This window comes from Flavobacterium cerinum (assembly GCF_004028155.1).
Lineage (GTDB): Bacteria > Bacteroidota > Bacteroidia > Flavobacteriales > Flavobacteriaceae > Flavobacterium > Flavobacterium cerinum.
Map to the genome: position 1 here is coordinate 80,218 of NZ_SBII01000003.1, position 22,133 is coordinate 102,350.

A 22,133-nucleotide genomic window follows, 5' to 3' on the forward strand; every position below is an offset into this window, starting at 1 on the left:
AAATTTTTACAGTATACCCCCTTATATATACCTTGAAAAACAATTCTACATCATATCCTTTTCTGCGTGGCGGCGGAGAAATGGGCGAACTCACAAACAATTATAACTGGGCATCTACTCCGGTTGGTGCTATAGATCAATGGCCTCAAAACCTGCGTAATACTGTTTCCATGATACTATCTTCGAAATTCCCTATGTTTTTATGGTGGGGAGAAGATCTTATCCAATTTTATAATGATGCATACCGGCCCAGCCTTGGTAATAACGGGAAACACCCTTTAGCCCTTGGACAAAAGGGTGTAGATTGCTGGCAGGAAATCTGGGATACCATTTATCCTCTAATACAGAAGGTTCGGCTTAAAAACAAAAGTGCATGGAGTGAAGACCTGTTATTGCCTATTTATCGAAATGGTGCTATTGAAGATGTATACTGGACTTTTAGCTTTAGCGGCATAACCGGTGATGATGATAATGTTGAAGGTGTATTGGTAGTATGTACCGAAACTACCGAAAAGGTAAAAAACCTGGCGCGTATTGAAGATGCCAAAAACGAACTGGAATTTGCCATTGAAGCTGCCGAACTGGGTGTGTGGGATTATAACCCTGCCACTAATAAGTTTACTGGCAATGCCCGGCTTAAAAACTGGTTTGGTTTATCTGCCGATGGCGAAATACTTCTTTCAAATGCTGTAGATTCTATAATAGAAGAAGACAGGCAGCGTGTATCTGATGCGATACTCGAATCGCTTAATTATGAATCGGGCGGACATTATGACATTGAATATACAATTAAAAACCCTGTTACAAATGAGCTGAGAACGGTGAGGGCAAAAGGTCGTGCCTGGTTTGGTACTGATACTATTGCCTATCGTTTTAATAGTACTCTACAAGATATAACAGACCGTAAAAAGGCACAAAAAGAGATTGCGAAAGCAAATCATCTAACCAACTTATCAGTAAAAAGTGCCGGTATTGGTGTTTTTAATATTGATCTGGCTACAGGGTCTATAGAATATACTCCTTCTTTTGCTTTAATATTAACGGGTGACAGCACCAGAAAAGAAATTAACCGTCAGGCTTTTATAAAACACATACACCCCGATGATCTTGAAGAAAGAGCAATTGCTCTAAAAGAAGGTGTAAAAACAAACGAATTTTATTATTCTCCCCGAGTTATATGGGATGATGGAACCATACACCGAATGGTTGTTATGGGATCTAATACTTTTGATGCTTCGGGTAAGCCTGTTTCTTTTTCGGGAACAGTAAGGGATATCACTGTCTTTGAAAACCAAAAAACAGCTCTTGCCGAAGCTGATATCAAGTTTAGAAATGTAACGAACAGTTCGCCTACGGGTCTTTGGCTGTCTGATACTGAAGGAAGAATAACCTACATTAATAAAACACTTATTGAATGGAGTGGTATATCGCATGATGGCTATACCGATGGCGAATGGATCAATTATATATTTGAAGAAGACAGGGAGCTATGTGCAGCACTGTTTCAAATAGCTATAGCAGATCATTCGCATTATGAGGTGATCTTCCGATTAAATAAAGCCAACGGAAAAACATCATGGTGTCGTGCTGCCGGAGATCCATATTATAACAATGATGGTAGTTTTGCAGGGTATGCAGGGTATTGCATGGATATTAACGAGATCATTGAAGGGCGTAAAGCACTTATGGAAAGTGAAGAGCGTTTTAGGTCTATGGTCGAAGAAGCTCCTGTTGCTACCTGCCTCTTTATGGGAAGGGAGTTACGTCTGGAAATTGCCAACGAAATTATGTTAAGCTACTGGAATGTAGACAACTCTGTAATTGGATTACCGTTAGCCAAAGCAGTACCCGAACTAAAAGGACAGCCCTTTCTGGACATTTTAGATAACGTTTTTACTACCGGAGTAACCTACCATGCAAGTGCTGCTCCTGCACTGCTTAATATAGGCGGTATACCGGGAACTTATTATTTTGACTTTACTTATAAACCTCTTTTTAATGCAAAAGGTGAAGTATATGCCATTATGGATATGGCAATAGATGTTACCGAACAGGTACGTGCACGACAGAAAATTGAAAACACTCAAACCGCTTTAACAGGAGCAATAGAACTTGCAGAGCTTGCTACCTGGAGCCTTGACATTAAAAAGAATATTTTTAATTACTCTACCCGCTACATGAACTGGATGGGAATAACTGAAAATTTACAAACAGTTAATAGTGCTTTTGTATCGTTACCGGAAGAATTTACAGAAGAGGTAGATACCGCTCTAAAAACGGCTTCCAGAAAAGGGTCCAGCGGTATTTATGAAAATATACATCCTGTTATTAACCGTATTACCGGAGAGATAAGAATTATACACTCGCAGGCTCAGGTAGTAATGGATGCTACAGGAAATCCTGAATTTTTGAGCGGCAGTGCACAGGATATTACCAAAGAACGAAAACTTCAGCAGGAACTGGAATTTCAGGTGGAGCAGCGCACAGAACAGTTACAGCAGGCAAATTCTGAACTGGCTGAAGCGATCAAAGCATTACAGCAAAACAATCAGGAATTAAGACAGTTTGCCTATATAGCATCTCACGATTTACAGGAGCCTACAAGAAAGATAAGTATCTTCTCTAAAATGCTGAAAGAGAGTCTGGGTAGTATTGACGACCGTTCAAGAACTTACCTCAATAAAATAAACAATTCTGCCGACAGGATGGGGAACCTTATTCAGGATGTACTCGCCTACTCGCAGCTATCTAAGGAAGCTGACTTTTTTGTATCGGTAGACCTTGATAAAATTGCTAAGGAGACCATAACCGACTTTGAGCTATCTATTGAACAGACGGGTGCTGTTATAGTTTGTAAAGACCTCCCTGTTATAGATGCTATACCGCGGCAAATGTCGCAGCTGTTTAGTAATCTTATTTCTAATTCACTTAAATACAAACGCATTAATGTAACTCCAAAAATCACCATAACAGCAACGTTGTTACCCAAAGGTACAGTCTCGAAGCTGGATAAGGAAAAGGACTATTACAGAATAGAATTTATGGATAACGGCATAGGATTCCATCAGGATTATGCAGAGAAGATCTTTGATATTTTCCAGCGATTACATGGAAAATCAGAATATTCAGGAACTGGAATCGGTTTGTCGATATGTAAAAAGATCATCCAGAACCATCATGGTAATATTGAGGTCAGGGCATCTGAAGATATAGGAGCACTTTTTGTAATTATACTTCCTGCGGCACAAAACTAAGCCAGCAACCCTAAAGCCGAAGCCTTTTTAACGGCTTCCATAGCATTATCTGCATCCAGCTTTACAAGAATGCGCTGGCGGTGGGTATTTACCGTATGGATGGATATTGCGGCACTTTGGTGTAAAAACTGCAGTTTCGCTTACCAACATGCGGATACTGTGTACAGGAAATTATTATTCGAACCAAAAGGCTATTGATGAACTTGATGTTAATTTTGAACCTATTGAGAACGGTATCACCGAAGCTGTGGATTGGTTTAAACTAAAAGGTATTATCTACTAACGGTATAATTGCGTGAGGGATAGCAGCGGCATTCCCGAAGAGAAACGAAGGGATACAGCGTATAGCCCGGCCCCGGAATGCAATGGAGGGGACACGCCCAAAATGCCGATTTTATATTTAAGAAAAGCCTAACAGGCATTGATTTAAAAAACCAAACTTTTTATGTAATTTTGCCCCTCAAATTTTTATGTAACTGCCATGACAAAAGTAAAAGTAGGATTAGTACAGATGAGCTGTGTTAAAGACAAGCAGCCCAATCTTGATAAAGCAATAAGAGAAATTCGCAATGCTGCAAAGCAGGGCGCACAGATAGTATGCCTTCAGGAGCTGTTTACATCGCTGTATTTTTGCGATGTTGAAGATTATGAAAACTTTAAACTGGCAGAAGCTATCCCTGGTCCGTCTACTGATGTGCTTAGCGAAATAGCCAAAGAGCTGAATGTTGTTATTATTGCATCGTTATTTGAAAAACGTGCGCAGGGTCTTTACCACAATACTACAGCAGTTATTGACGCTGATGGTACGTATCTTGGTAAATACCGTAAAATGCATATTCCGGATGATCCGGCTTTCTACGAGAAATTCTACTTTACCCCGGGCGACCTGGGTTATAAAACATTCCAGACGAAGTATGCCAAAATTGGTATCCTTATCTGCTGGGATCAATGGTACCCGGAGGCTAGCCGTATCACGGCGCTTATGGGTGCAGAAATTATGTTCTACCCTACTGCTATCGGATGGGCTACATCGCAGGATGAAGATACCAACAAAGAGCAGTATGATGCATGGCAGATCATTCAGCGTTCTCACGCTGTAGCCAATGGTGTTCACGTTGTGAGCGTTAACCGTGTAGGCTTTGAGCAGGAAGGCGAAATGAAATTCTGGGGTGGCAGTTTTGTGGCTAACCCACAAGGTAAGCTTATGTACCTTGCATCTCATGAAAATGAAGAAACTACAGTTGTTGAACTTGAAACTAAAGATACCGATCATTACCGTACCCACTGGCCTTTCTTACGCGACCGTAGAATTGACAGCTACCAGCCGATAACAAAACGTTACCTTGATGAGGATTAATTTTTTGTTTCAGGTTTCAAGTTTAAGGGTTAATTCCCGTTATTAGAATTTACATACAGTCACCCTGAGCTTGTCGAAGGGCAATTATAATATTAAGTCAATGGCTTTTCATACCAACAATACACCTAAGCAACTAGGTTTCCATTTTCCTGCCGAATTTGAGCAGCAACGTGCGCTTTGGCTTTCATGGCCGCACAAAGAGGCTTCATGGCCGGGAAAACTGCATACAATTTACAAACCGTACTGTGAATTTATTTTACAGGTGTCGCGCCATCAAAAAGTATGCATTAATGTTGCAGATGCTGCTATGCAGCAATTTGCCTTAACAGAGATCGAAAAATTTGCTCCTCTTGTTGCGGGTGCTCAACTTAACGCAATCAGTTTTTACCTGCACCCTACTAACGATGCATGGTGCCGTGACCACGGTCCTGCCTTTGTAGTAAACAGGCAAACCGGAGAGAAAGCTATTGTGGACTGGGGTTATAACGCATGGGGTGATAAATATCCTCCATACGACCTGGATGATGTTATTCCTACACGTATTGGAGAAGCTTTAGGTTTAAAAGTATTCCATCCCGATATTGTAATGGAAGGCGGCAGTGTTGAGTTTAACGGTAAGGGTACACTTCTTACAACTACAGCATGTCTGCTTAACAAAAACCGTAACCCACACCTGTCTCAAAAACAAATTGAGGAATATCTTAACGAATACTATGGTGCTGAGCATATATTATGGCTTGGCGACGGTATTGTGGGTGATGATACCGACGGACATATTGATGATATTACCCGTTTTGTAAATGAAGATACCGTGGTTACCGTGGTAGAACAGGATAAAAACGATGATAACTACGAATTACTACAGGAGAACCTAAAAAACCTTCATGCCATGCGCCTTGAAAATGGCAAACAGCTTAATGTTATTGAGCTGCCTATGCCAAAGGCTGTTATTTATGAGGATCAGCGTTTACCTGCATCGTATGCTAACTTCTATATTGCGAACAAAAGTATTATAGTACCTACTTTCCAGGATAGCGTTAATGATGTTAAAGCACTGGATATTATCCAATCGTGCTTTAAAGACAGGGAAATCATAGGTATTGATTCTACCGACCTGATATGGGGTCTTGGAAGCTTCCATTGCTTAAGCCAACAGGAACCGGTTTAATAGTGTTCAATATTCAGTGATCAGTATTCAGAAGGCAGACTATGAGAAGCCAACAAACTGAATACTGATCACTGAAAACTTTTAATAGTCCTGATAATATCTTCTTTAGGCACTACACCCGACTGCCTCCAAAGCATTTTACCTTTTTGAAACAACATTAATGTAGGTACGCCCTTTACCTGAAACTGCGGCGCAGCCATTAATGCCTCGTTTTTATCTACATCTACTTTTATAATTTTTATGCTGTCACCCAACTCTTTCTTAACTTCGGTTAGTATTGGAGCAAGCATTTGGCAGGGTCCGCACCAAGTAGCAAAAAAGTCGACCAAGACCGGGTCGTTACCGTTTATTATCTCCTGAAATTTTTCCATGTTCGTTTTTATTTACTGTAAAAATATTAAACATATGGCTCCCGTTAAAAAGCATTAAGATAAATTTATAAAAGCTCATAATTCTTAGTTAAAGTAAGCCTTTACAAAGAGCAGCTCTTTCTTTCTAACAATTTTTTTCCTACTTTTAATCAAAAGAAATCGCACTATGAAGAAAGTCAGTTTAATTATTATAATGGTTTTTGGCTGCCTAATTGCCACTGTTTCCTGCAAGAAGGATAAAAAAGGAATGGCCTCCGGCATTCAGGTGCATAGTCATGTGGATGAAAGTGTAGCCTTGGACACCACAAAAATTGCTCCCTTTTTTGCGAGCCATCCTGATCTGAAAGAATTTGAAAAAGATGTACGCCAGCTGTACAAAAAACACAATCATTATGTATGGTTTGATAAAAGAGGACTTATAGAACTTGCTGATGTACTGCACAATAAGATCGGCCAGATTGATGATGAAGGCTTAAAATTAAAAGTTCCTTATAAAGAGGAGCTGAATACTGTTTTTGATACTGCCGATAAGCCTAATATGGACGCCGAGCTTCTTATAAGCTCAATGTACTTATATTATACTAAAAAAGTATTTGAAGGACTGGACACCAAAGTCAGCCAGGAAACCGGCTGGTTCCTGCCGCGTGAAAAAGTAGACTACGTTGCCTATTTAGATACGCTTATGAAAGACCCTAAGCTTATCAAAGAAAACACTAAAGATCTTTTTAGCCAATATTATAAACTGCGTAAAGGTTTACAGAAGTACCGCGAGATCGAGAAAAACGGCGGTTGGGACACTATTGCCCTGGGTGAAGGGATCAAGGCACTAAAAGAAGGGGATTCGGGAACAGCCGTTAAGCAGCTGCGTACCCGCCTTGTGAAAGAAGGATATGTTAAAAGCGATTCCGAAAAGGAGGTTTTTGATGCCGATCTTACTAACGGATTAAAACTATATGAGGAAAAACATAACCGTACTTATAACGGAAAGGTTACTCCGTCTCTGATAAAAGAGCTTAATATCTCTGTAGGCGACCGTATCAGGACGATCACCGTAAACATGGAACGCTGCCGATGGATATCGCCTGAAATGGATAAAGCTCCGGAGGTTATTGCTGTTAATATCCCATCATACCGACTGGTTTATTTTAAAGAAGGTAAACCGTTCTTTACGTCCAGGGTTGTGGTTGGAAAAGACCTTAACAAAACGGTAGTTTTCAGTGGGATGATGAGCTACCTTAACTTTGCTCCCTATTGGAATGTGCCTACCAGTATACTAAATAAGGAAATTAAGCCTGCTATTGCCAAGAATCCTAATTACCTGGCACAGCACAACATGGAATGGTATAAAGGGCGTGTAAGACAAAAACCTGGAGGTAATAACTCTTTAGGAAAAGTAAAATTCATGTTCCCTAACACAAATAACATCTACCTGCACGATACACCTGCAAAAAGCCTGTTCAACAGAGACGAAAGAGCGTTCAGCCACGGCTGCGTGCGTGTAGAAAAAGCTCGTGACTTAGCTATAATGATCACCAAAAAAGATGGCAACTGGAGCGAAAGTAAAGTAGATAAAGCCATGAATGCGGGGAAAGAAAGTACCTATGTACTGAAAAAGAAAATACCGGTATACATTGCCTACTTTACCGCCTGGGCTGATGATGACGGTAACATTGCCTTTTTTGATGATGTATATAACCGAGATGGAAGATTAGCGAATTTGCTTTATGCTGCTAATTAGATAAGAAGGAGATAAATACGATACTAAAAAAGGTTCGATCAGAAAAAAATATCCTGATCGAACCTTTTCATTTATAATGTTTTGGCAATTTATTTACTCAAAACATCTATGCCTTTATAGAATCGTTTTGTATATTGATCTGAACCCAATTCACTGATTATTACTGCCATTTCTTTACCTGATGAAGAATGGATGAATTTTGATTTCATTCCGTTGGCTTCACATATAATCCCCACATGTCCTACTGACTTATTATCACGATAGCCGTAAAAAATAAGTATATCACCTATCTTAAAATCTTCGGGTTTTAGCTTCTTCCCTATTTTTCCAAATCCGGAGGAACTGCGCGGCAGGTTGATATTAAAGTTCTTGTATACAAAATTGACAAACCCTGAACAGTCGAAACCTGTTTTAGGATCGCCTCCGGCATAGCAATATTTTGTGCCCATATATTTTTTGGCAAATGCTATGATCTCTTCACGATTGACCTGCTGCTGTTTTGTACTATCAACCACAACAGTTTCTTTTACCGGAGAAATTGATTTGCTTTTATGCTGATTACAAAACACAAAAAATGAAGCCATTAAAGCAAATAATAAAGGACTTTTGTAAAATTTCATACTCTGGATTTATAAAAGTCAATTTACGAATTAATTGCAAAGGCAAAGTTGAGTCAAACATAAGCTTATCATAAAACTCACATGCAATTATAAATTAGACAATTTCCATAACCTATATAATAACATTAAACTGCCACCTATAATAAAGAACAGAGAATATTTTTTTACATCTGCAAATTTGTTTTTTTCAGTTGGAAACCTAATTAAAACACCAACAATTATTAAACAAGCAGGAGTAAACAAATTAATATAACTATCAGAATTCATACTAATTAAATGATTTATAAAAATAAACAATTGATGATATTACTGATGCTATGATAAGCATCCAATCTTTCCAAACCTCAATTTTTGTTAATTGCTTAGAGGCAGGTGTATTAATCTTTTTTAACTTTAACCAACTCCTATGTAAGAGATAGTACAAAACTGCAGCAAATAGAAGTAAAACAGCCAAAATTAAATTTTTCACATCCATATTAATCTTCTTCTTTCTGTAAATTATAGACTAAGTTTCATACTAATTTTCGGTCGTTCAAAAGTAAAATAATTCTACTTGTATTCAGTGAAAATAAAAAGCCGCTTGTTATATAACAAGCGGCTTTTTAATGCTATGTATTAACCTCCTACCATTTTGTGCACTGTAAAATACTTGTGTCAACGAAAAGCCTAATCTGATACCTTACTTTTTTTATTATTATTCAAATCCAGGATATACAAAATCATATTCCCCATGTAGCATCCTATAGACAATACTGTCTGGAGGTATTATACTGCCTACTTCTGCATATCTATTTTTATCTTTTAATTTCCCCACATGATTGAAACTTTCATTAATCTTCCATACATACCAATCATGTGATATTTTTATTTCAGGTTTACCATGATCTGTACTTGTTTTGAAAATAACATTTATTTTTTCTATAAAATTTAAATTCCCTATTCTTTCCCATATTTTCAATTTTAACCCAAATTGTATTACACAGTGTGCATAAAAATCTATGTCATCATTTATAATATCTATCAAATCAGAATCAACATTAATAGGGTATTGAGTCTTGAATACTCTAATTACTTCACTATTCAATTGTGTAATATCATTGGCTACGTATTGAAAATATTTTTTATAATTATTATCAATTTGAGATGAAAAAACATCTCCGATTTTTAGGTTTTCTTTAGTCATATAATAAGTTTTTATCTTTCAAATTATCAAAAGTAATAGCTTCATTCTTTATTGTTAAATATATATAGAAAAAGATTTTCATCCCATTTATATATCTCATTATCATTTAATCAAAAATAATAAATGATATTTTAATATAAAAAGCCGCTTGTTATACAACAAGCGGCTTTTTCAAACTACCCCAAACCATTTATAATAAGCACCAAAATTTGATTTATTTACCTTTTCTCTTAAAAGGCCCCTGCGGAGCGATCAATTCAAGGTTTGTACCGTCCGGATCCTGGAAGTAGGCTACTACAGTTCCGAAACCGGATTTAAGTCCGTCTTCTTTTTCAAAAATGATAGGCTCGCCTTCGGGCTCAATACCTATTGCTTTCAGCCTTTTTAATGCGGCATCCATATCATCAACTTCAAAACAAAGGTGCATCGCACTTATCTGGTTATTTTTATAAGATGCCTTTGAAGGTACAGGCTCTACATATTCCAGAATATCGATATTAAGATTGTTGAGCTGTAAGTTGGCATACTTGATAAGTGTTTTATCCAGTCCCTGAACACGCGCCATACGCGATCCCCCGATCTCATCTACATTCGATACTTTTGTTCCGGTTAAAGCTTCATAAAAAACAATCGACTTTTCCAGGTTTGCTACCGTGATACCAACATGGTTTACACGGTTAAAACCTCCTTTATTAGCTGTTTCCATACCCTTTGATTTTTTTGTTTGAGAAAAAACGGGCGAAGTATATGCAACAAGCATAATAACCGTTCCCACTAAAGTTAACCAATTTTTATTTCTCATACTTATATTTTTGATACTTGTGCAGTAATGAACTGAAGTTCTGCATCGGTAAGATTGATGTCCATTGCTTTTGCATTATCTATAGCCTGTGCGGCATTTCTTGCTCCGGCAAGCACTACCGTAATACCCGGCTGTAACGATGTCCAACGCAGTACCAGTTGTGATAATGAAGCGTTTTTAGCTACTGCAATCGGCTCAATAGCATCAAGTAGTGCTTTTACTTTTTCGACACCAAACTGCCCGAAATAACCATTTCTATGATCGTTTTCTTTCAGTTTTGCCTCTTTAAAGTATTTACCAGTAAGCAAACCTCTTTCCATTGGGCTGTAAGCAATGATTCCCATATTGTTTTCCAATACATAAGGCACTACATCTTTTTCTATAACCCTGTTAAGCATACTGTAAGACACCTGGTTGGAAGCCAATTTTATAGTTTTAGCAGCTTCGGTTAACTGGGCCGCATCATAGTTACATACCCCTGCTGCCCTTATTTTTCCTTGTTTGATCAGGTCGTCCATAGCAAGCATGGTTTCCTCAATTGGCGTAGTGGCATCCGGCCAATGCACCTGAAGCAGATCAATATAATCGGTACCCAAACGGCTAAGGCTTTCTTCTACTTCTTTAATGATATTTGCTTTCGAGTTGAACTTGTAAATTGGATAGGTAGCTCCGTTATCTTCGGCATTAAAAAAGAATTCGCCTTTTCCTTTATTACTGCCATCCCAAACCAATCCGAATTTATTCAGCAATTGGATCTTATCACGGCTTTTCCCTTTTATAGCTTCACCAATAAGTTCTTCGCTTCTGCCAAGTCCGTAAAAAGGTGCTGTATCCAGCGAGGTTACACCGTTATCCAGTGAAGCATGTATTGCATTTATGGAATCCTGTTTTTCATTTCCGCCCCATAGTGTTCCGCCAATAGCAAATGCACCATACGTTATCGTTGATAGTTCTAAACCTGATTCTCCTAATTTCCTGTATTCCATTATTATTTATTTTATTCTGTTCATAATATATATTGCCGGTGTTTCTAACAGAATTGTTTTTGATGCTTCTTTAAATTTAAGCACATGAAGACTGTTGTTATGAACATCGAAGCTTGCGCTGTCTCTCCATATTTCATGGAAGATAAACACGTTGGGTTCATCTATATCCTGATGCAGGTCATACTGCAGGCAGGCTTCTTCTTTATTCGATTCGACAGCCAGTTCCTCAAGAATGGCTTTCATTTCGTCTGCCTTATTGGGCAGGCTTTTTATAACTGCGGTGATATTAGTATGCATATTCTTTGATAAAAACGTTTTCTAAATGTTCTCTGTATAGTTTCAGATCGCGGGGTATATCAGCATTTTTTTCGATATCATGAAAATGAATACCCGGCAGGGGTTTCATCCCCGTAAAGGCATTCATTCTATGGAAACCGAATAACGGTCCATCGTCTACGCTTTTCTCGTTAAAGAACTCTCCCGGAAGCGTAAAGGCTTCTTTAGGTGCATTCCATGAGGTAGTAAGCATGTATTTTTTTCCGTGCAGCATTCCGCCGGTTCCGTAGTTAATCGCCGGGGTTGCAGCCGAACGCCCGTCACTATGATAAATACCTTTGGCATGACCTTCGGTAAATACCACATCTATGTATTGCTTAAAACCATGAGGTAACTGGAACCACCATATCGGTGTATGGTAAATAACAACATCTGCCCATACATATTTTTCAACCTCTTCGGCAGGATTATAGGCTTCGTTAATATTGGTTGTCTTTACTTCAAAACTTTCATTTTCAGTAAAAAAGGAAATTGTTTCACGGGTTACAGTATCGTTGAACTTTCCGCCCGAATGGCCAAAATTCTGACCGCCATTAATGATGAATATCTTTGTCATAATTATATCTCTAAATTGATAGTACAAAGATATTACAGGCTTATCTATTATTAAAATAACATAATTTATACCTTTGTATCATAATTATAATAGATAGAGTTATGGTAAACTTAGAATGGTACCGCACATTTAAGGCTATTTACAAGACCGGAACACTTACAGGAGCTGCCCAGGAGCTGTTTATTTCTCAGCCCGGAGTGAGCCTGCATTTGAGTTCGCTGGAAAATTATACAGGTTATAAACTTTTTGACCGTACTGGCAGGCGCATGACTCCTACCGAACGCGGTAAGGTGCTTTACAACTTTATTACCGAAGCATTAACCAAACTGGAAGAAGCCGAGAAGAATTTTCAGCGGAGTACCGAAAAACATACACCAACCATAAGTGTGGGCATGTGTTTTGAAACGTTCCAGATCACGTTAGAGCCTTATATTTCGTCACTCCCTTTCAATGTTATCATACAATTTGGTGAATACCCGGAAATGGTAAGCAATCTCGAAAAAGGTATTCTTGATATTATCATTACGCCGCAAATGGTTATTGGTGCTGCAGTAGAATATGAAGCTTTTTCGCAGGAAACTATTGTAGTTGTGGGCGGTAATCAAACCGATATTGATGCTTTTAATACGGTAAAAGCACAGAATAATCCTGAAGCTACTGAAGATTGGCTAAAACAGCAAAAATGGTATGGAACTACGGGCGATATGGAACACCTGCGCCGTTTTTGGCAGCTCAATTTTAATAAGTACCCGGATTTCAGGCCGAATTACATCGTACCCAACCTGAACTCTATTGTGCGCTGCCTTGGCAGTGGTATTGGATTAGCTGTTATACCCGATTTTTTATGCCGCCGAGAAATTGATGCCGGACTCATACAACTGGTTTGGGAAGGCGAACCGAAGCTTACCAATACCCTGCACTTTGCTACACGTAAAAAAACCATTTATGCCGATGAAATAGCACACATAAAAAAAATATTCAGGGAAGTGATGGTTGTAAACTAAGCGCTTACAACTTTTTCTTTTACGATATCCCTGTTCTTATTACCCCATTTGTCGAGCATTTCAATAATGGGTAGTATGCTCTGACCTAAAGGTGTCAAATAATATTCGACCTTTAGCGGCAGTCCCGGATGTACTTTTTTAAAGACAACACCATGCTCATCCAATTCACGCAGCTGCATATCGAGAACACGTGGAGTAGCTTCCATTATTTCTCTATGAATTTCGCTTGGACGGTTATACCCTCTGTTTATAGCATCAATAATGCAGAATTTCCATTTGGCTCCAAATATTTTCATAGCTACAATTGTACCGCATTCCAGGTCCTGAGGTGTTTTTCTTTCGTACATAGGATAATTTTTACAGTCAAATTTAAATGAAAACTTTGTAACAACCTGTAAACCTGCATACCGAAAAATTATTCGGTACCCGAATAGTTTTTCGGTTATTGTTTTTACTGTTTTATGTGAACAATTTTGCAATAGCAATTTAAAATATAAAACATGAAAAATACCACTATAACAAAGAACCTTAAGCTTATACACGGAGCATTTATACTACTTATCGCCATATTTTTTATTTACGAAAACAGGCGATTTTATCTGTTAACCCCCGAAGCTTTAGGGAAATATATTGATGTAAAATGGGTAATCGTTTCGCATATTTTCTTCGGATCTCTGGCGTTACTTTCGGGACCATTCCTACTTTGGGAATATTTCAGGAACCGTTTTCTGAAAACACACCGCCTGTTGGGAAAAGTCTATGTTATTGCGATACTTATCTCGGGACTTGGAGCTTTATACCTAACCTTTACAACCGGACTCGAAGTTAACCTTCCTTATTCTTTTGCCTTACAAATCCAGATTCTTGTATGGCTCATCTCAACAGGATTTGCCTATTGGGCTGTGCGAAAACGCAAAATGGTACAGCACAAAGAATGGATGGCAAGAAGTTATATTGTTACCCTTGCTTTTTTAGCACAAGCGATGCTTTTTAAGATGCCGTTTATTATAGCTTTAGGTTTTGCCGAGTTTTTCCCTACCGTAGTTTGGTTATCATGGTCGGTACCACTTTTTTTATATCAATTCGATCTAAGCAGACAGCAAAAAAAATAATCGTAAAACCTGTATTTCAAATATGAAAACCGTAATGTTCCACATGAATATACTAAAAGTGGAACATTGGGATTTAATGCGATATAAACTACTAACAATAAACATGTTAGATCTTTTCTATTTTCCACATCAAAATGTACACAAAGTGGACTATTAAAAAGTAAAAAATTAGCGGTAAAATTCGCTATTTTTACATTTCAATATAGCTGAAAAGCCTGTAAATATGAATAACAAACCACAACTGCGTACCGTAAATGTAACACGGTACATAACTCCACTTCGCGAAGGCGGCTCACTGCCGGCACTTGCCGAAGCTGATGATGACTTTAATTATGTGCTTAAATTTAAAGGAGCAGGTCATGGTACTAAAGCTCTTATTGCCGAACTCCTTGGTGGTGAAATAGCCCGTGCATTGGGACTTCCGGTTCCTGAGCTGGTATTTGCTAACCTTGATGAGGCCTTTGGCCGTACAGAAGCTGATGAAGAGATCCAGGATCTTTTACAGGGCTCACAGGGATTAAACCTGGCACTGCATTACCTATCGGGCGCTATAAATTTCGATCCGGTTGTTACAGTTGTAGATGCTATAATGGCGTCTAAAATAGTATGGCTGGATGCTTTTATTACCAATGTAGACAGGACTTTCCGTAATACAAATATGCTTATCTGGCGAAAAGACCTATGGCTGATCGATCATGGAGCGAGTCTCTATTTCCACCACTCTTTTAGCGATCCGGAAGGACATGCCAAGAGTCCGTTTGCCCTTATAAAAGACCATGTTTTACTGCCTCAGGCATCATTAATAGAGACGATTGATACCGAATTTAAAGTCTTATTAACCGAAGAAAAAATACGCTCTATCGTAGCACTTTTACCGGACGAATGGCTGCAATGGGAAGAACTGGAGCTGTCTCCGGATGAGATCAGGGAGGTATATACCAAGTTCTTTTTAACACGATTAGCAAATTCAGGAATATTTATAAAACAAGCAAACGATGCAAGACAAGCACTTATATGAATATGCCGTAATCCGTGTGGTACCAAGGGTTGAACGCGAAGAATTTCTTAACGCGGGGATTATTGTGTTTTGCAAAAGACAGAAATTTATTAAGGTTTTATATACTATTGATGAAGCAAAACTGCAGCTTATAGCTCCCGATCTTGATATTGATCAAGTGCGTCAAAATTTGGAATCATTCCAAAAAATAGGCAACGGTGCAAAAGATGGTGGTCCGATATCCCGACTTGAAGTTCCTGAACGTTTTAGATGGTTAACTGCTGTGCGAAGCTCGGTAATACAAACCTCAAGACCTCATCCAGGGCTATGTACTAACTTGGAAGGCAGAGTAGAAAAACTGTTCAATGATATGGTTTTATAATATTAAAATTGTCCTGAAACACCCTCATTGTTGTCGCATTCACACATAACATGCTTACTCAATTCTCTATAAATTTGTAGTATAATCATTTAAACAATCAAAAAATGGCCGTTATTAAACAAATTTTCGTGAACCTCCCAGTTAAGGACCTAAAGAGATCGATCGACTTTTTTACTAAAGTAGGGTTTACCTTTAATCCACAATTTACAGATGACAATGCAACCTCAATGATCATTGGTGAGAATATTTTTGCGATGTTGCTAGTAGAAGATTATTTTCGTACATTTACTAATAAGCAAATAGCTGATGCTAAGAACACTACCGAAGTTATCAATGCCTTTTCTATGAACAGTAGGCAGGAAGTCGATGATATTATTACAAAGGCTATTGAAGCCGGAGGAAAACAATACAAAGACAACCAGGATTATGGATGGATGTATGGCCGTAACTTCGAAGATTTAGATGGCCATCAATGGGAATTTTTTTATATGGACGAAAGCGCCATGCCAAAGCAATAAAAATTTAAATACTGTTATATAATGCTACTAAAACCCGCTTTAATCCCCATAAGCGGGTTTTTCATTCATCACTGATCTTGAAGTAATTTATTACTATCGGCTACACAAACTATAGTATTCTTACAAAAAGTATCGTGAAAATATTTTTTGTAAACGCAAGTTAATGTATATTAGTCTTAGTAATAATAATCATTAAATAATGATGTAACATATGTTTTATTAAAAACCCAAACAAATAACTGTATATCAACATATTTAATACAATATTAAGCTTTTTAAAGAATGCCTATAATTTTACAAAATCAGTGTAAAATGTTATGAAAATATTTTACTTTTACCCATTACAAGCAAAACCTTACAAATGGAACTTTACATTAAATACAACATAGACATGATGTGTAAAGTTCTCTTGCAGCAACAACTTGATAAATTCAAAATAGACTGCAAGGTAACTGAGCCGGGCTATGTCAGGTTTAAGGAGAACATCCCCATGGAAACCTACAACAAACTCATAGATTCTTTAAAAGAATTTGGAATTGAAATTGTTGATAATCAAAAGAGTATACTGGTACAAAAGATAAAAAATACCATTATAGAAATGCTTTATGCAGACAAAGGAATGCAATCCCTCAAAATATCTACTTATCTTTCAGAAAAACTAGGAGAAAGTTACCGTACATTATCACAAGCATTTTCTGAAGTTACTTTTATATCTATCGAAAATTTCATTATTTTGCATAAGATTGAAAGGGTAAAACAGTTACTGCTTACTGAGAATATTTCACTTACTGAAATTTCCTTTACTATGAATTATAGCAGTGTTGCTTATTTATCACAACAGTTTAAAAATATTACCGGGGTAACACCCACAGCGTTTCAAAAAATAATGAAGCAGAAACGCTATACAGAATCCTAAACCGATAAGACCAAAACGCAGATGCGACCTACTCCAATACACATAATGCTTGCCGATGATGATGAAGATGACAGATTATTTTTTAAAGAAGCATTTGAAGAAGTTAAAATAAAATATAAAATATCCACTTTTAATGATGGAGAACAGCTTATGGAACACCTCTATGATGCAAGCAATCCATTACCGGATATTATATTCCTGGATCTAAATATGCCTCGAAAATCGGGCATAGAGTGTCTTAAGGAAATAAGAAATAATGAGCGCCTGCAAAAGATATCAGTAGCCATTTACTCTACCTCTTCATCTGAACAGGATATAGAAGATACCTTTGTATCCGGAGCCAATGTATACATCAAAAAGCCGAACGATTTTAATATGCTTAAAAAGATTCTTAGCGATGTAGTACATATTAACTGGCAATATATTACTGATGGCCTCAATAAAGACAGCTTTATCCTAAGTTTATAAATAAAGTTCCACAGAGTTTAACCTCTGTGGAACTTTATACTGTGCTAAAACATATTCTACTTCTTTCATTAAGTGATCCGGTCAAAAAATTACTTATTACATGAAATACAAAAAATAAAACCATAAAAAAAGCCCCAATATTGGGGCTTTTTTTATGTAGAAACAAGATGACTTGTTAATTGTCTTTATTTCTTTTTTCAGCTCTTTTTTCTTTAATAAGCTCAACTGTAGCACCTGTTAACCAGTAGCCAACAAAGCTAGCTAAGAAAAGCATTAACCAGAACCCGATTGTAAAAACCGTTAAGAAAGCTAAAAAACCTAAATATTGTGTGAATTCCATGGTAGTAGGATTATTTAATTCTGCACCAAATATAAGGCTAATATTTTTTTCAGCCAACATTAATGCCCTAAAAACACATAAAATATTTTACGAAATCATTTTTTATACCTGTCTATAATGCTTATTTTTGGCATGCTTTTAAATTTGTCAGACACACCGTCAGCTAATTAGGAGCCTTTATCTTTTACAAACAAATACAACAATAAAACATTCTGAAAATGGAATACAGGATTGAAAAAGACACCATGGGCGAGGTAAAAGTCCCTGCAGACAAATACTGGGGCGCACAAACCGAGCGTTCAAGAAACAACTTTAAAATAGGCCCTTCTGGCTCAATGCCTAAAGAAATTATTGAGGGCTTTGCTTATCTTAAAAAAGCGGCTGCATATGCAAACCACGATTTAGGCGTTCTTTCTGTAGAAAAACGTGATGCTATTGCACAGGTATGCGAAGAAATACTTGACGGTAAACTTGACGATCAGTTTCCTCTTGTTATCTGGCAGACTGGTTCAGGTACACAAAGTAACATGAATGTTAACGAAGTAGTAGCTAACAGAGCTCAGGTTCTTGCCGGTGGAAAAATTGGCGAAGGCGAGCCTGTACTTAAAGCGAATGACGACGTAAACAAATCACAATCTTCTAACGATACCTACCCTACAGGAATGCATATTGCAGCCTACAAAGCTGTTATGGAAGTAACAATTCCCGGTGTAGAAAAACTTCGCGATACGCTTAAAGCGAAATCAGAAGAGTACATGAACGTAGTGAAAATTGGCCGTACACACCTAATGGATGCTACTCCCCTAACACTTGGACAAGAACTATCTGGTTATGTAGCACAGCTTAACCATGGTCTTAGAGCGGTTAAACACACATTTGCTCACTTATCTGAACTTGCGCTTGGTGGTACTGCTGTAGGAACTGGTCTTAACACTCCTGATGGTTATGATGTAAAAGTTGCCGAGTACATTGCTAAATTTACCGGACTACCTTTTGTAACTGCCGAAAATAAATTTGAAGCATTAGCGTCTCACGATGCTATCGTAGAAACACACGGTTCACTTAAACAGCTTGCTGTAGCACTTAATAAAATTGCTAACGATATCCGTATGATGGCATCTGGTCCTCGTTCCGGAATTGGAGAGATCCATATTCCTGAAAACGAACCGGGTTCTTCTATCATGCCAGGTAAAGTAAACCCTACACAATGTGAAGCGCTTACTATGGTATGTGCTCAGGTTATGGGTAATGATGTGGCTATTACTATTGGTGGTACTCAGGGTCATTATGAGCTTAATGTATTCAAACCGGTTATGGCTGCAAACTTCCTTCAGTCTGCAAGATTATTAGGTGATGCCTGTGTGTCATTTAACGACCATTGCGCTGCAGGTATCGAGCCTAACTACACTCGTATTAAAGAATTGGTAGACAACTCTTTAATGCTTGTTACGGCTTTAAACACTAAAATTGGATATTACAAAGCAGCTGAAATTGCTCAAACAGCACACAAAAACGGAACTACATTAAAAGACGAAGCAGTTCGTTTAGGATATGTAACTCCGGAAGATTTTGATGCTTGGGTTAAACCGGAAGATATGGTTGGAACACTAAAATAATTATCCTTCAATTATAAAACAAAAGACCGTCTATATGACGGTCTTTTTCATTGTTCTATTTATCAAATATAAATCATTTCAAAATTTTATCTTTGTTACACAAGCACTAACTTATGCAAACTACCATCTGCCCTGCTCAAATTAAAGACCTGCCTGCAATATTGAAAATAGTAAATCACAACATACTGCACAGTACGGCTGTATACGACTATGATCCTAAAACATTACCAGAAATGGAAGCCTGGTTTGCCGAAAAACAAGAAGCCAAATGGCCGGTTATAGTTGCCGTTCAGGAAAACGAAGTTATGGGATATGCTACCTACGGCACATTCAGGACAAAAGCCGGTTATCGATTTACTGTCGAACATTCGGTATATGTGTCAGAAAATCATAATGGAAAAGGTATAGGTAAATTACTGCTTATAGAATTAATAGCACTGGCTAAAGCAGGAGGATTTCATACGATGATAGGTGGTATTGATGCTGATAATACAGGCAGTATCGAGTTCCACAAGAAATTTGGATTTGAAGATACCGGAACCATAAAACAAGCCGGTTATAAATTTGAACGATGGTTGGATGTCAAGTTTATGCAGCTTATTCTCAAATAGATAATTACTTGTTTTTCCCTTCCATACGTACCAGAATATCATTCATCATGTCGATTTGAACTTTTTGGATCTCTATTAAGGATTGTTCCTGATGTAAAATAAGGTGGTCCAGTTTTTCATGAAGCATACGAATTTCTAATTCTGACTTAAGGTTAACCATATAATCATTCTGTGCCTTTTCACGGTCTTTCTCACCCTGGCGGTTCTGACTCATCATAATAACCGGTGCCTGCAAAGCAGCCACACAGGAAAGGATAAGATTAAGAAGGATAAAAGGATAAGGATCAAACCCTTTGTTTGCCAATATAAAAATATTAGCTGCGATCCATAATAATAGAAATGAAATAAAAAGAATTATAAACGTCCAGCTTCCCCCAAAAGAAGCTACTTTATCTGCTATACGCTGACCAATAGTTAAGTTTGTTGCATCATCATCAGGATCATCCGAAAGAAGCGTATTTTCTTTTAAAGCTTCAAGTACTTTACTTTCCATATCAGAAAGCTCTCCTAACTCCTGCTGAAGAAAATTAGAAATATATTTCTCCCTGTATTCATTGAGTTCACCCATTGACAAATGACACTTATCGTCAAAAAGAGGATGCTCAGCTTTAATAATGTCAATAATAGGCTGTCTTACCAGTTTAGCAGATACTTTTTCTTTGTCTGAAAACTCATTCCCGGATATATCGCTTGTAAATTTTTGCATAATTAAAACCAGTCTTTCTTTTTAAAATAAACCACCATACAAATGGTAATGAACACCATAACACCTAAAACCCAATAATAGCCATTTGCAGTGCGCAGTTCGGGCATATTATCAAAGTTCATCCCATACACACCTACAATGAAGGTAAGTGGCATAAAGATAACCGAAAATATAGTGAGGGTTTTCATAATTTGGTTCATTCTTTGGCTTTGCATCGAAAAGTGAAAGCTTGATGCACTGTCCAGTGAAGTAAGGTCATACTCAATCTGATCCAGCATTTCAAGACATTTTTGATGCAAACGGGCAAAAAACGGATGTGTTGCCTTACGGATTGTTTCGATCTCTTCGTCTTCCTTAACGCTTTTAAGATTATACAGTGCCTCTCGAAGCGGTGTAATCGCCCTTTTTAAATAATTAAGATCATCACGGCTTTTTTCTACACTTGCAGTAAAATCTCGATTACGAATAATTTTTCCATCATGAAGTGCTTCCACCCTATCTTCATAACGCTCAATAGTCATAAAAAAGTTTTCCATGATAGCGTCCAGCATTAAATACAGCAGATAATCATTCTTCTTTTTCCTTACTATTCCTCCACCTGTACGAATGCGTTCCCTTATATGCGAAAAGTAATCGCTTTTTTTCTCCTGAAAAGAAACAATTACATTATCCTTTAATAAAAAACTAACCTGTTCAGTCTTTATACCACCATCTTCATCTTCCGGCAATACCGATTTAACGCTGAAGAAAAGTACATCTCCTAATTCTTCAATTCTTGTTCGTCGTGAAGTATTTAAAATATCGCCAATGATAAAAGGTTCTATTTGAAAAAGGCCGCCTATTTTCATTATTAAATCTACATCATGCAGTCCATGTACATTAAGCCATTTCACATCATTTACCTGAAGTTCGTCTTTACATTCAGAAATAACCCTGTCTAAGGATACATTTTTGTATTCTTCATATCCCTCTTCATCAAAAACAAACAGCTGCATTGATACAGGTTCAGTTTTATACTCCCCGGTATATTCTAAATAATTAGGCTGTACCTTGCGTACTTTGTGATATTTAATTCTTTTCACTATTACAGTA

Annotated in this window: 26 protein-coding genes; 14 read left to right on the forward strand and 12 right to left on the reverse strand. The window is 37.5% G+C overall.

The genetic code is table 11. From position 1 onward, the window contains the following. Positions 1 to 32: 32 nt before the first annotated feature. On the forward strand, positions 33 to 3,254 hold the full coding sequence (locus tag EPI11_RS05565; protein WP_128388962.1) for a PAS domain-containing sensor histidine kinase: 3,222 nt from the start codon (positions 33 to 35) through the stop codon (positions 3,252 to 3,254). On the opposite strand, the gene EPI11_RS19245 is transcribed toward EPI11_RS05565, so the two are convergent. Beyond that, positions 3,251 to 3,388 (reverse strand): LuxR C-terminal-related transcriptional regulator, encoded by a 138-nt coding sequence (locus tag EPI11_RS19245; protein WP_128389225.1) that lies wholly within the window; start codon positions 3,386 to 3,388, stop codon positions 3,251 to 3,253. The two genes, EPI11_RS05565 and EPI11_RS19245, sit on opposite strands and share 4 nt — an antisense overlap. A 14-nt stretch (positions 3,389 to 3,402) precedes the next feature. On the opposite strand from EPI11_RS19245, the gene EPI11_RS19205 reads away from it, so the two are divergent. From EPI11_RS19205 to EPI11_RS05580, 3 genes are all read left to right on the forward strand, one after another. Beyond that, positions 3,403 to 3,537 (forward strand): hypothetical protein, encoded by a 135-nt coding sequence (locus EPI11_RS19205; protein ID WP_262707694.1) that lies wholly within the window; start codon positions 3,403 to 3,405, stop codon positions 3,535 to 3,537. Between the two features lie 198 nt (positions 3,538 to 3,735). Further along, positions 3,736 to 4,611 carry a carbon-nitrogen hydrolase gene (locus EPI11_RS05575; RefSeq protein ID WP_128388963.1) on the forward strand — a complete coding sequence of 292 codons (876 nt, stop codon included), beginning with the start codon at positions 3,736 to 3,738 and terminating at the stop codon, positions 4,609 to 4,611. Between the two features lie 100 nt (positions 4,612 to 4,711). Further along, positions 4,712 to 5,779: an agmatine deiminase family protein gene (locus tag EPI11_RS05580; RefSeq protein WP_128388964.1), complete on the forward strand. Its 1,068-nt coding sequence runs from the start codon at positions 4,712 to 4,714 to the stop codon at positions 5,777 to 5,779. A gap of 68 nt (positions 5,780 to 5,847) precedes the next feature. Here EPI11_RS05580 and trxA read toward each other — a convergent pair whose 3' ends face one another. After that, positions 5,848 to 6,150, reverse strand: a complete 303-nt coding sequence (trxA, locus tag EPI11_RS05585) for a thioredoxin (RefSeq protein ID WP_128388965.1) — start codon at positions 6,148 to 6,150, stop codon at positions 5,848 to 5,850. 166 nt (positions 6,151 to 6,316) lie between these two features. On the opposite strand from trxA, the gene EPI11_RS05590 reads away from it, so the two are divergent. Next, positions 6,317 to 7,888 carry a L,D-transpeptidase family protein gene (locus EPI11_RS05590; protein ID WP_128388966.1) on the forward strand — a complete coding sequence of 524 codons (1,572 nt, stop codon included), beginning with the start codon at positions 6,317 to 6,319 and terminating at the stop codon, positions 7,886 to 7,888. 89 nt (positions 7,889 to 7,977) lie between these two features. Here EPI11_RS05590 and EPI11_RS05595 read toward each other — a convergent pair whose 3' ends face one another. The 6 genes from EPI11_RS05595 to EPI11_RS05620 all read right to left on the reverse strand — a co-directional run bounded on the left by EPI11_RS05595 (position 7,978) and on the right by EPI11_RS05620 (position 12,371). Continuing rightward, on the reverse strand, positions 7,978 to 8,508 hold the full coding sequence (locus tag EPI11_RS05595) for a C40 family peptidase (RefSeq protein ID WP_128388967.1): 531 nt from the start codon (positions 8,506 to 8,508) through the stop codon (positions 7,978 to 7,980). Between the two features lie 694 nt (positions 8,509 to 9,202). Beyond that, positions 9,203 to 9,691 (reverse strand): hypothetical protein, encoded by a 489-nt coding sequence (locus EPI11_RS05600; protein WP_128388968.1) that lies wholly within the window; start codon positions 9,689 to 9,691, stop codon positions 9,203 to 9,205. 214 nt (positions 9,692 to 9,905) lie between these two features. Continuing rightward, on the reverse strand, positions 9,906 to 10,493 hold the full coding sequence (locus EPI11_RS05605; protein ID WP_241657585.1) for a VOC family protein: 588 nt from the start codon (positions 10,491 to 10,493) through the stop codon (positions 9,906 to 9,908). 2 nt (positions 10,494 to 10,495) lie between these two features. Continuing rightward, positions 10,496 to 11,479 carry an aldo/keto reductase gene (locus tag EPI11_RS05610; RefSeq protein WP_128388969.1) on the reverse strand — a complete coding sequence of 328 codons (984 nt, stop codon included), beginning with the start codon at positions 11,477 to 11,479 and terminating at the stop codon, positions 10,496 to 10,498. Between the two features lie 6 nt (positions 11,480 to 11,485). After that, positions 11,486 to 11,776 carry a putative quinol monooxygenase gene (locus EPI11_RS05615; RefSeq protein ID WP_128388970.1) on the reverse strand — a complete coding sequence of 97 codons (291 nt, stop codon included), beginning with the start codon at positions 11,774 to 11,776 and terminating at the stop codon, positions 11,486 to 11,488. Continuing rightward, complete coding sequence (locus EPI11_RS05620; protein ID WP_128388971.1) at positions 11,766 to 12,371, reverse strand: NAD(P)H-dependent oxidoreductase; 606 nt, start codon at positions 12,369 to 12,371, stop codon at positions 11,766 to 11,768. Before EPI11_RS05620 ends, EPI11_RS05615 begins: the two co-directional genes overlap by 11 nt. A gap of 101 nt (positions 12,372 to 12,472) precedes the next feature. Between EPI11_RS05620 and EPI11_RS05625 the strand changes: the two genes are divergently transcribed. Continuing rightward, positions 12,473 to 13,375, forward strand: a complete 903-nt coding sequence (locus tag EPI11_RS05625) for a LysR family transcriptional regulator (RefSeq protein WP_128388972.1) — start codon at positions 12,473 to 12,475, stop codon at positions 13,373 to 13,375. Here EPI11_RS05625 and EPI11_RS05630 read toward each other — a convergent pair. After that, positions 13,372 to 13,722 carry a winged helix-turn-helix transcriptional regulator gene (locus tag EPI11_RS05630; protein WP_128388973.1) on the reverse strand — a complete coding sequence of 117 codons (351 nt, stop codon included), beginning with the start codon at positions 13,720 to 13,722 and terminating at the stop codon, positions 13,372 to 13,374. The two genes, EPI11_RS05625 and EPI11_RS05630, sit on opposite strands and share 4 nt — an antisense overlap. A gap of 153 nt (positions 13,723 to 13,875) precedes the next feature. On the opposite strand from EPI11_RS05630, the gene EPI11_RS05635 reads away from it, so the two are divergent. From EPI11_RS05635 to EPI11_RS05660, 6 genes are all read left to right on the forward strand, one after another. Further along, a complete protein-coding gene (locus tag EPI11_RS05635) occupies positions 13,876 to 14,487 on the forward strand; it encodes a DUF2306 domain-containing protein (RefSeq protein WP_128388974.1) in 612 nt (203 codons plus the stop codon). Positions 14,488 to 14,710: 223 nt separating this feature from the next. Then, positions 14,711 to 15,505: a HipA family kinase gene (locus EPI11_RS05640; protein WP_128388975.1), complete on the forward strand. Its 795-nt coding sequence runs from the start codon at positions 14,711 to 14,713 to the stop codon at positions 15,503 to 15,505. After that, entirely contained in the window at positions 15,483 to 15,866 is a 384-nt protein-coding gene (locus EPI11_RS05645; RefSeq protein WP_128388976.1) for a DUF3037 domain-containing protein, read from the forward strand. The genes EPI11_RS05640 and EPI11_RS05645 overlap by 23 nt, the downstream gene beginning before the upstream one ends. Positions 15,867 to 15,970: 104 nt before the next feature. Continuing rightward, positions 15,971 to 16,384 carry a VOC family protein gene (locus tag EPI11_RS05650; protein ID WP_128388977.1) on the forward strand — a complete coding sequence of 138 codons (414 nt, stop codon included), beginning with the start codon at positions 15,971 to 15,973 and terminating at the stop codon, positions 16,382 to 16,384. A gap of 361 nt (positions 16,385 to 16,745) precedes the next feature. Next, a complete protein-coding gene (locus EPI11_RS05655) occupies positions 16,746 to 17,300 on the forward strand; it encodes a helix-turn-helix domain-containing protein (RefSeq protein ID WP_128388978.1) in 555 nt (184 codons plus the stop codon). Positions 17,301 to 17,321: 21 nt separating this feature from the next. Further along, the gene (locus EPI11_RS05660) at positions 17,322 to 17,768 is read left to right on the forward strand and encodes a response regulator (protein WP_128388979.1); all 447 of its coding nucleotides are present in this window, start codon (positions 17,322 to 17,324) and stop codon (positions 17,766 to 17,768) included. 175 nt (positions 17,769 to 17,943) lie between these two features. Here the strand turns inward: EPI11_RS05660 and EPI11_RS05665 are convergent, their stop codons facing one another. Next, the gene (locus EPI11_RS05665) at positions 17,944 to 18,168 is read right to left on the reverse strand and encodes a hypothetical protein (protein ID WP_128388980.1); all 225 of its coding nucleotides are present in this window, start codon (positions 18,166 to 18,168) and stop codon (positions 17,944 to 17,946) included. 158 nt (positions 18,169 to 18,326) lie between these two features. On the opposite strand from EPI11_RS05665, the gene fumC reads away from it, so the two are divergent. Further along, a complete protein-coding gene (gene fumC / locus EPI11_RS05670) occupies positions 18,327 to 19,724 on the forward strand; it encodes a class II fumarate hydratase (RefSeq protein ID WP_128388981.1) in 1,398 nt (465 codons plus the stop codon). A gap of 113 nt (positions 19,725 to 19,837) precedes the next feature. Then, positions 19,838 to 20,335 carry a GNAT family N-acetyltransferase gene (locus EPI11_RS05675; protein WP_128388982.1) on the forward strand — a complete coding sequence of 166 codons (498 nt, stop codon included), beginning with the start codon at positions 19,838 to 19,840 and terminating at the stop codon, positions 20,333 to 20,335. A 4-nt stretch (positions 20,336 to 20,339) separates the two neighbouring features. Here the strand turns inward: EPI11_RS05675 and EPI11_RS05680 are convergent, their stop codons facing one another. Together EPI11_RS05680 and corA are read right to left on the reverse strand one after the other, a co-directional pair. Then, positions 20,340 to 21,041, reverse strand: coding sequence for a DUF1003 domain-containing protein (locus tag EPI11_RS05680; protein WP_128388983.1), 702 nt, complete (start codon positions 21,039 to 21,041; stop codon positions 20,340 to 20,342). A 2-nt stretch (positions 21,042 to 21,043) separates the two neighbouring features. After that, positions 21,044 to 22,123: a magnesium/cobalt transporter CorA gene (corA, locus tag EPI11_RS05685; protein ID WP_128388984.1), complete on the reverse strand. Its 1,080-nt coding sequence runs from the start codon at positions 22,121 to 22,123 to the stop codon at positions 21,044 to 21,046. Positions 22,124 to 22,133: the final 10 nt, after the last annotated feature.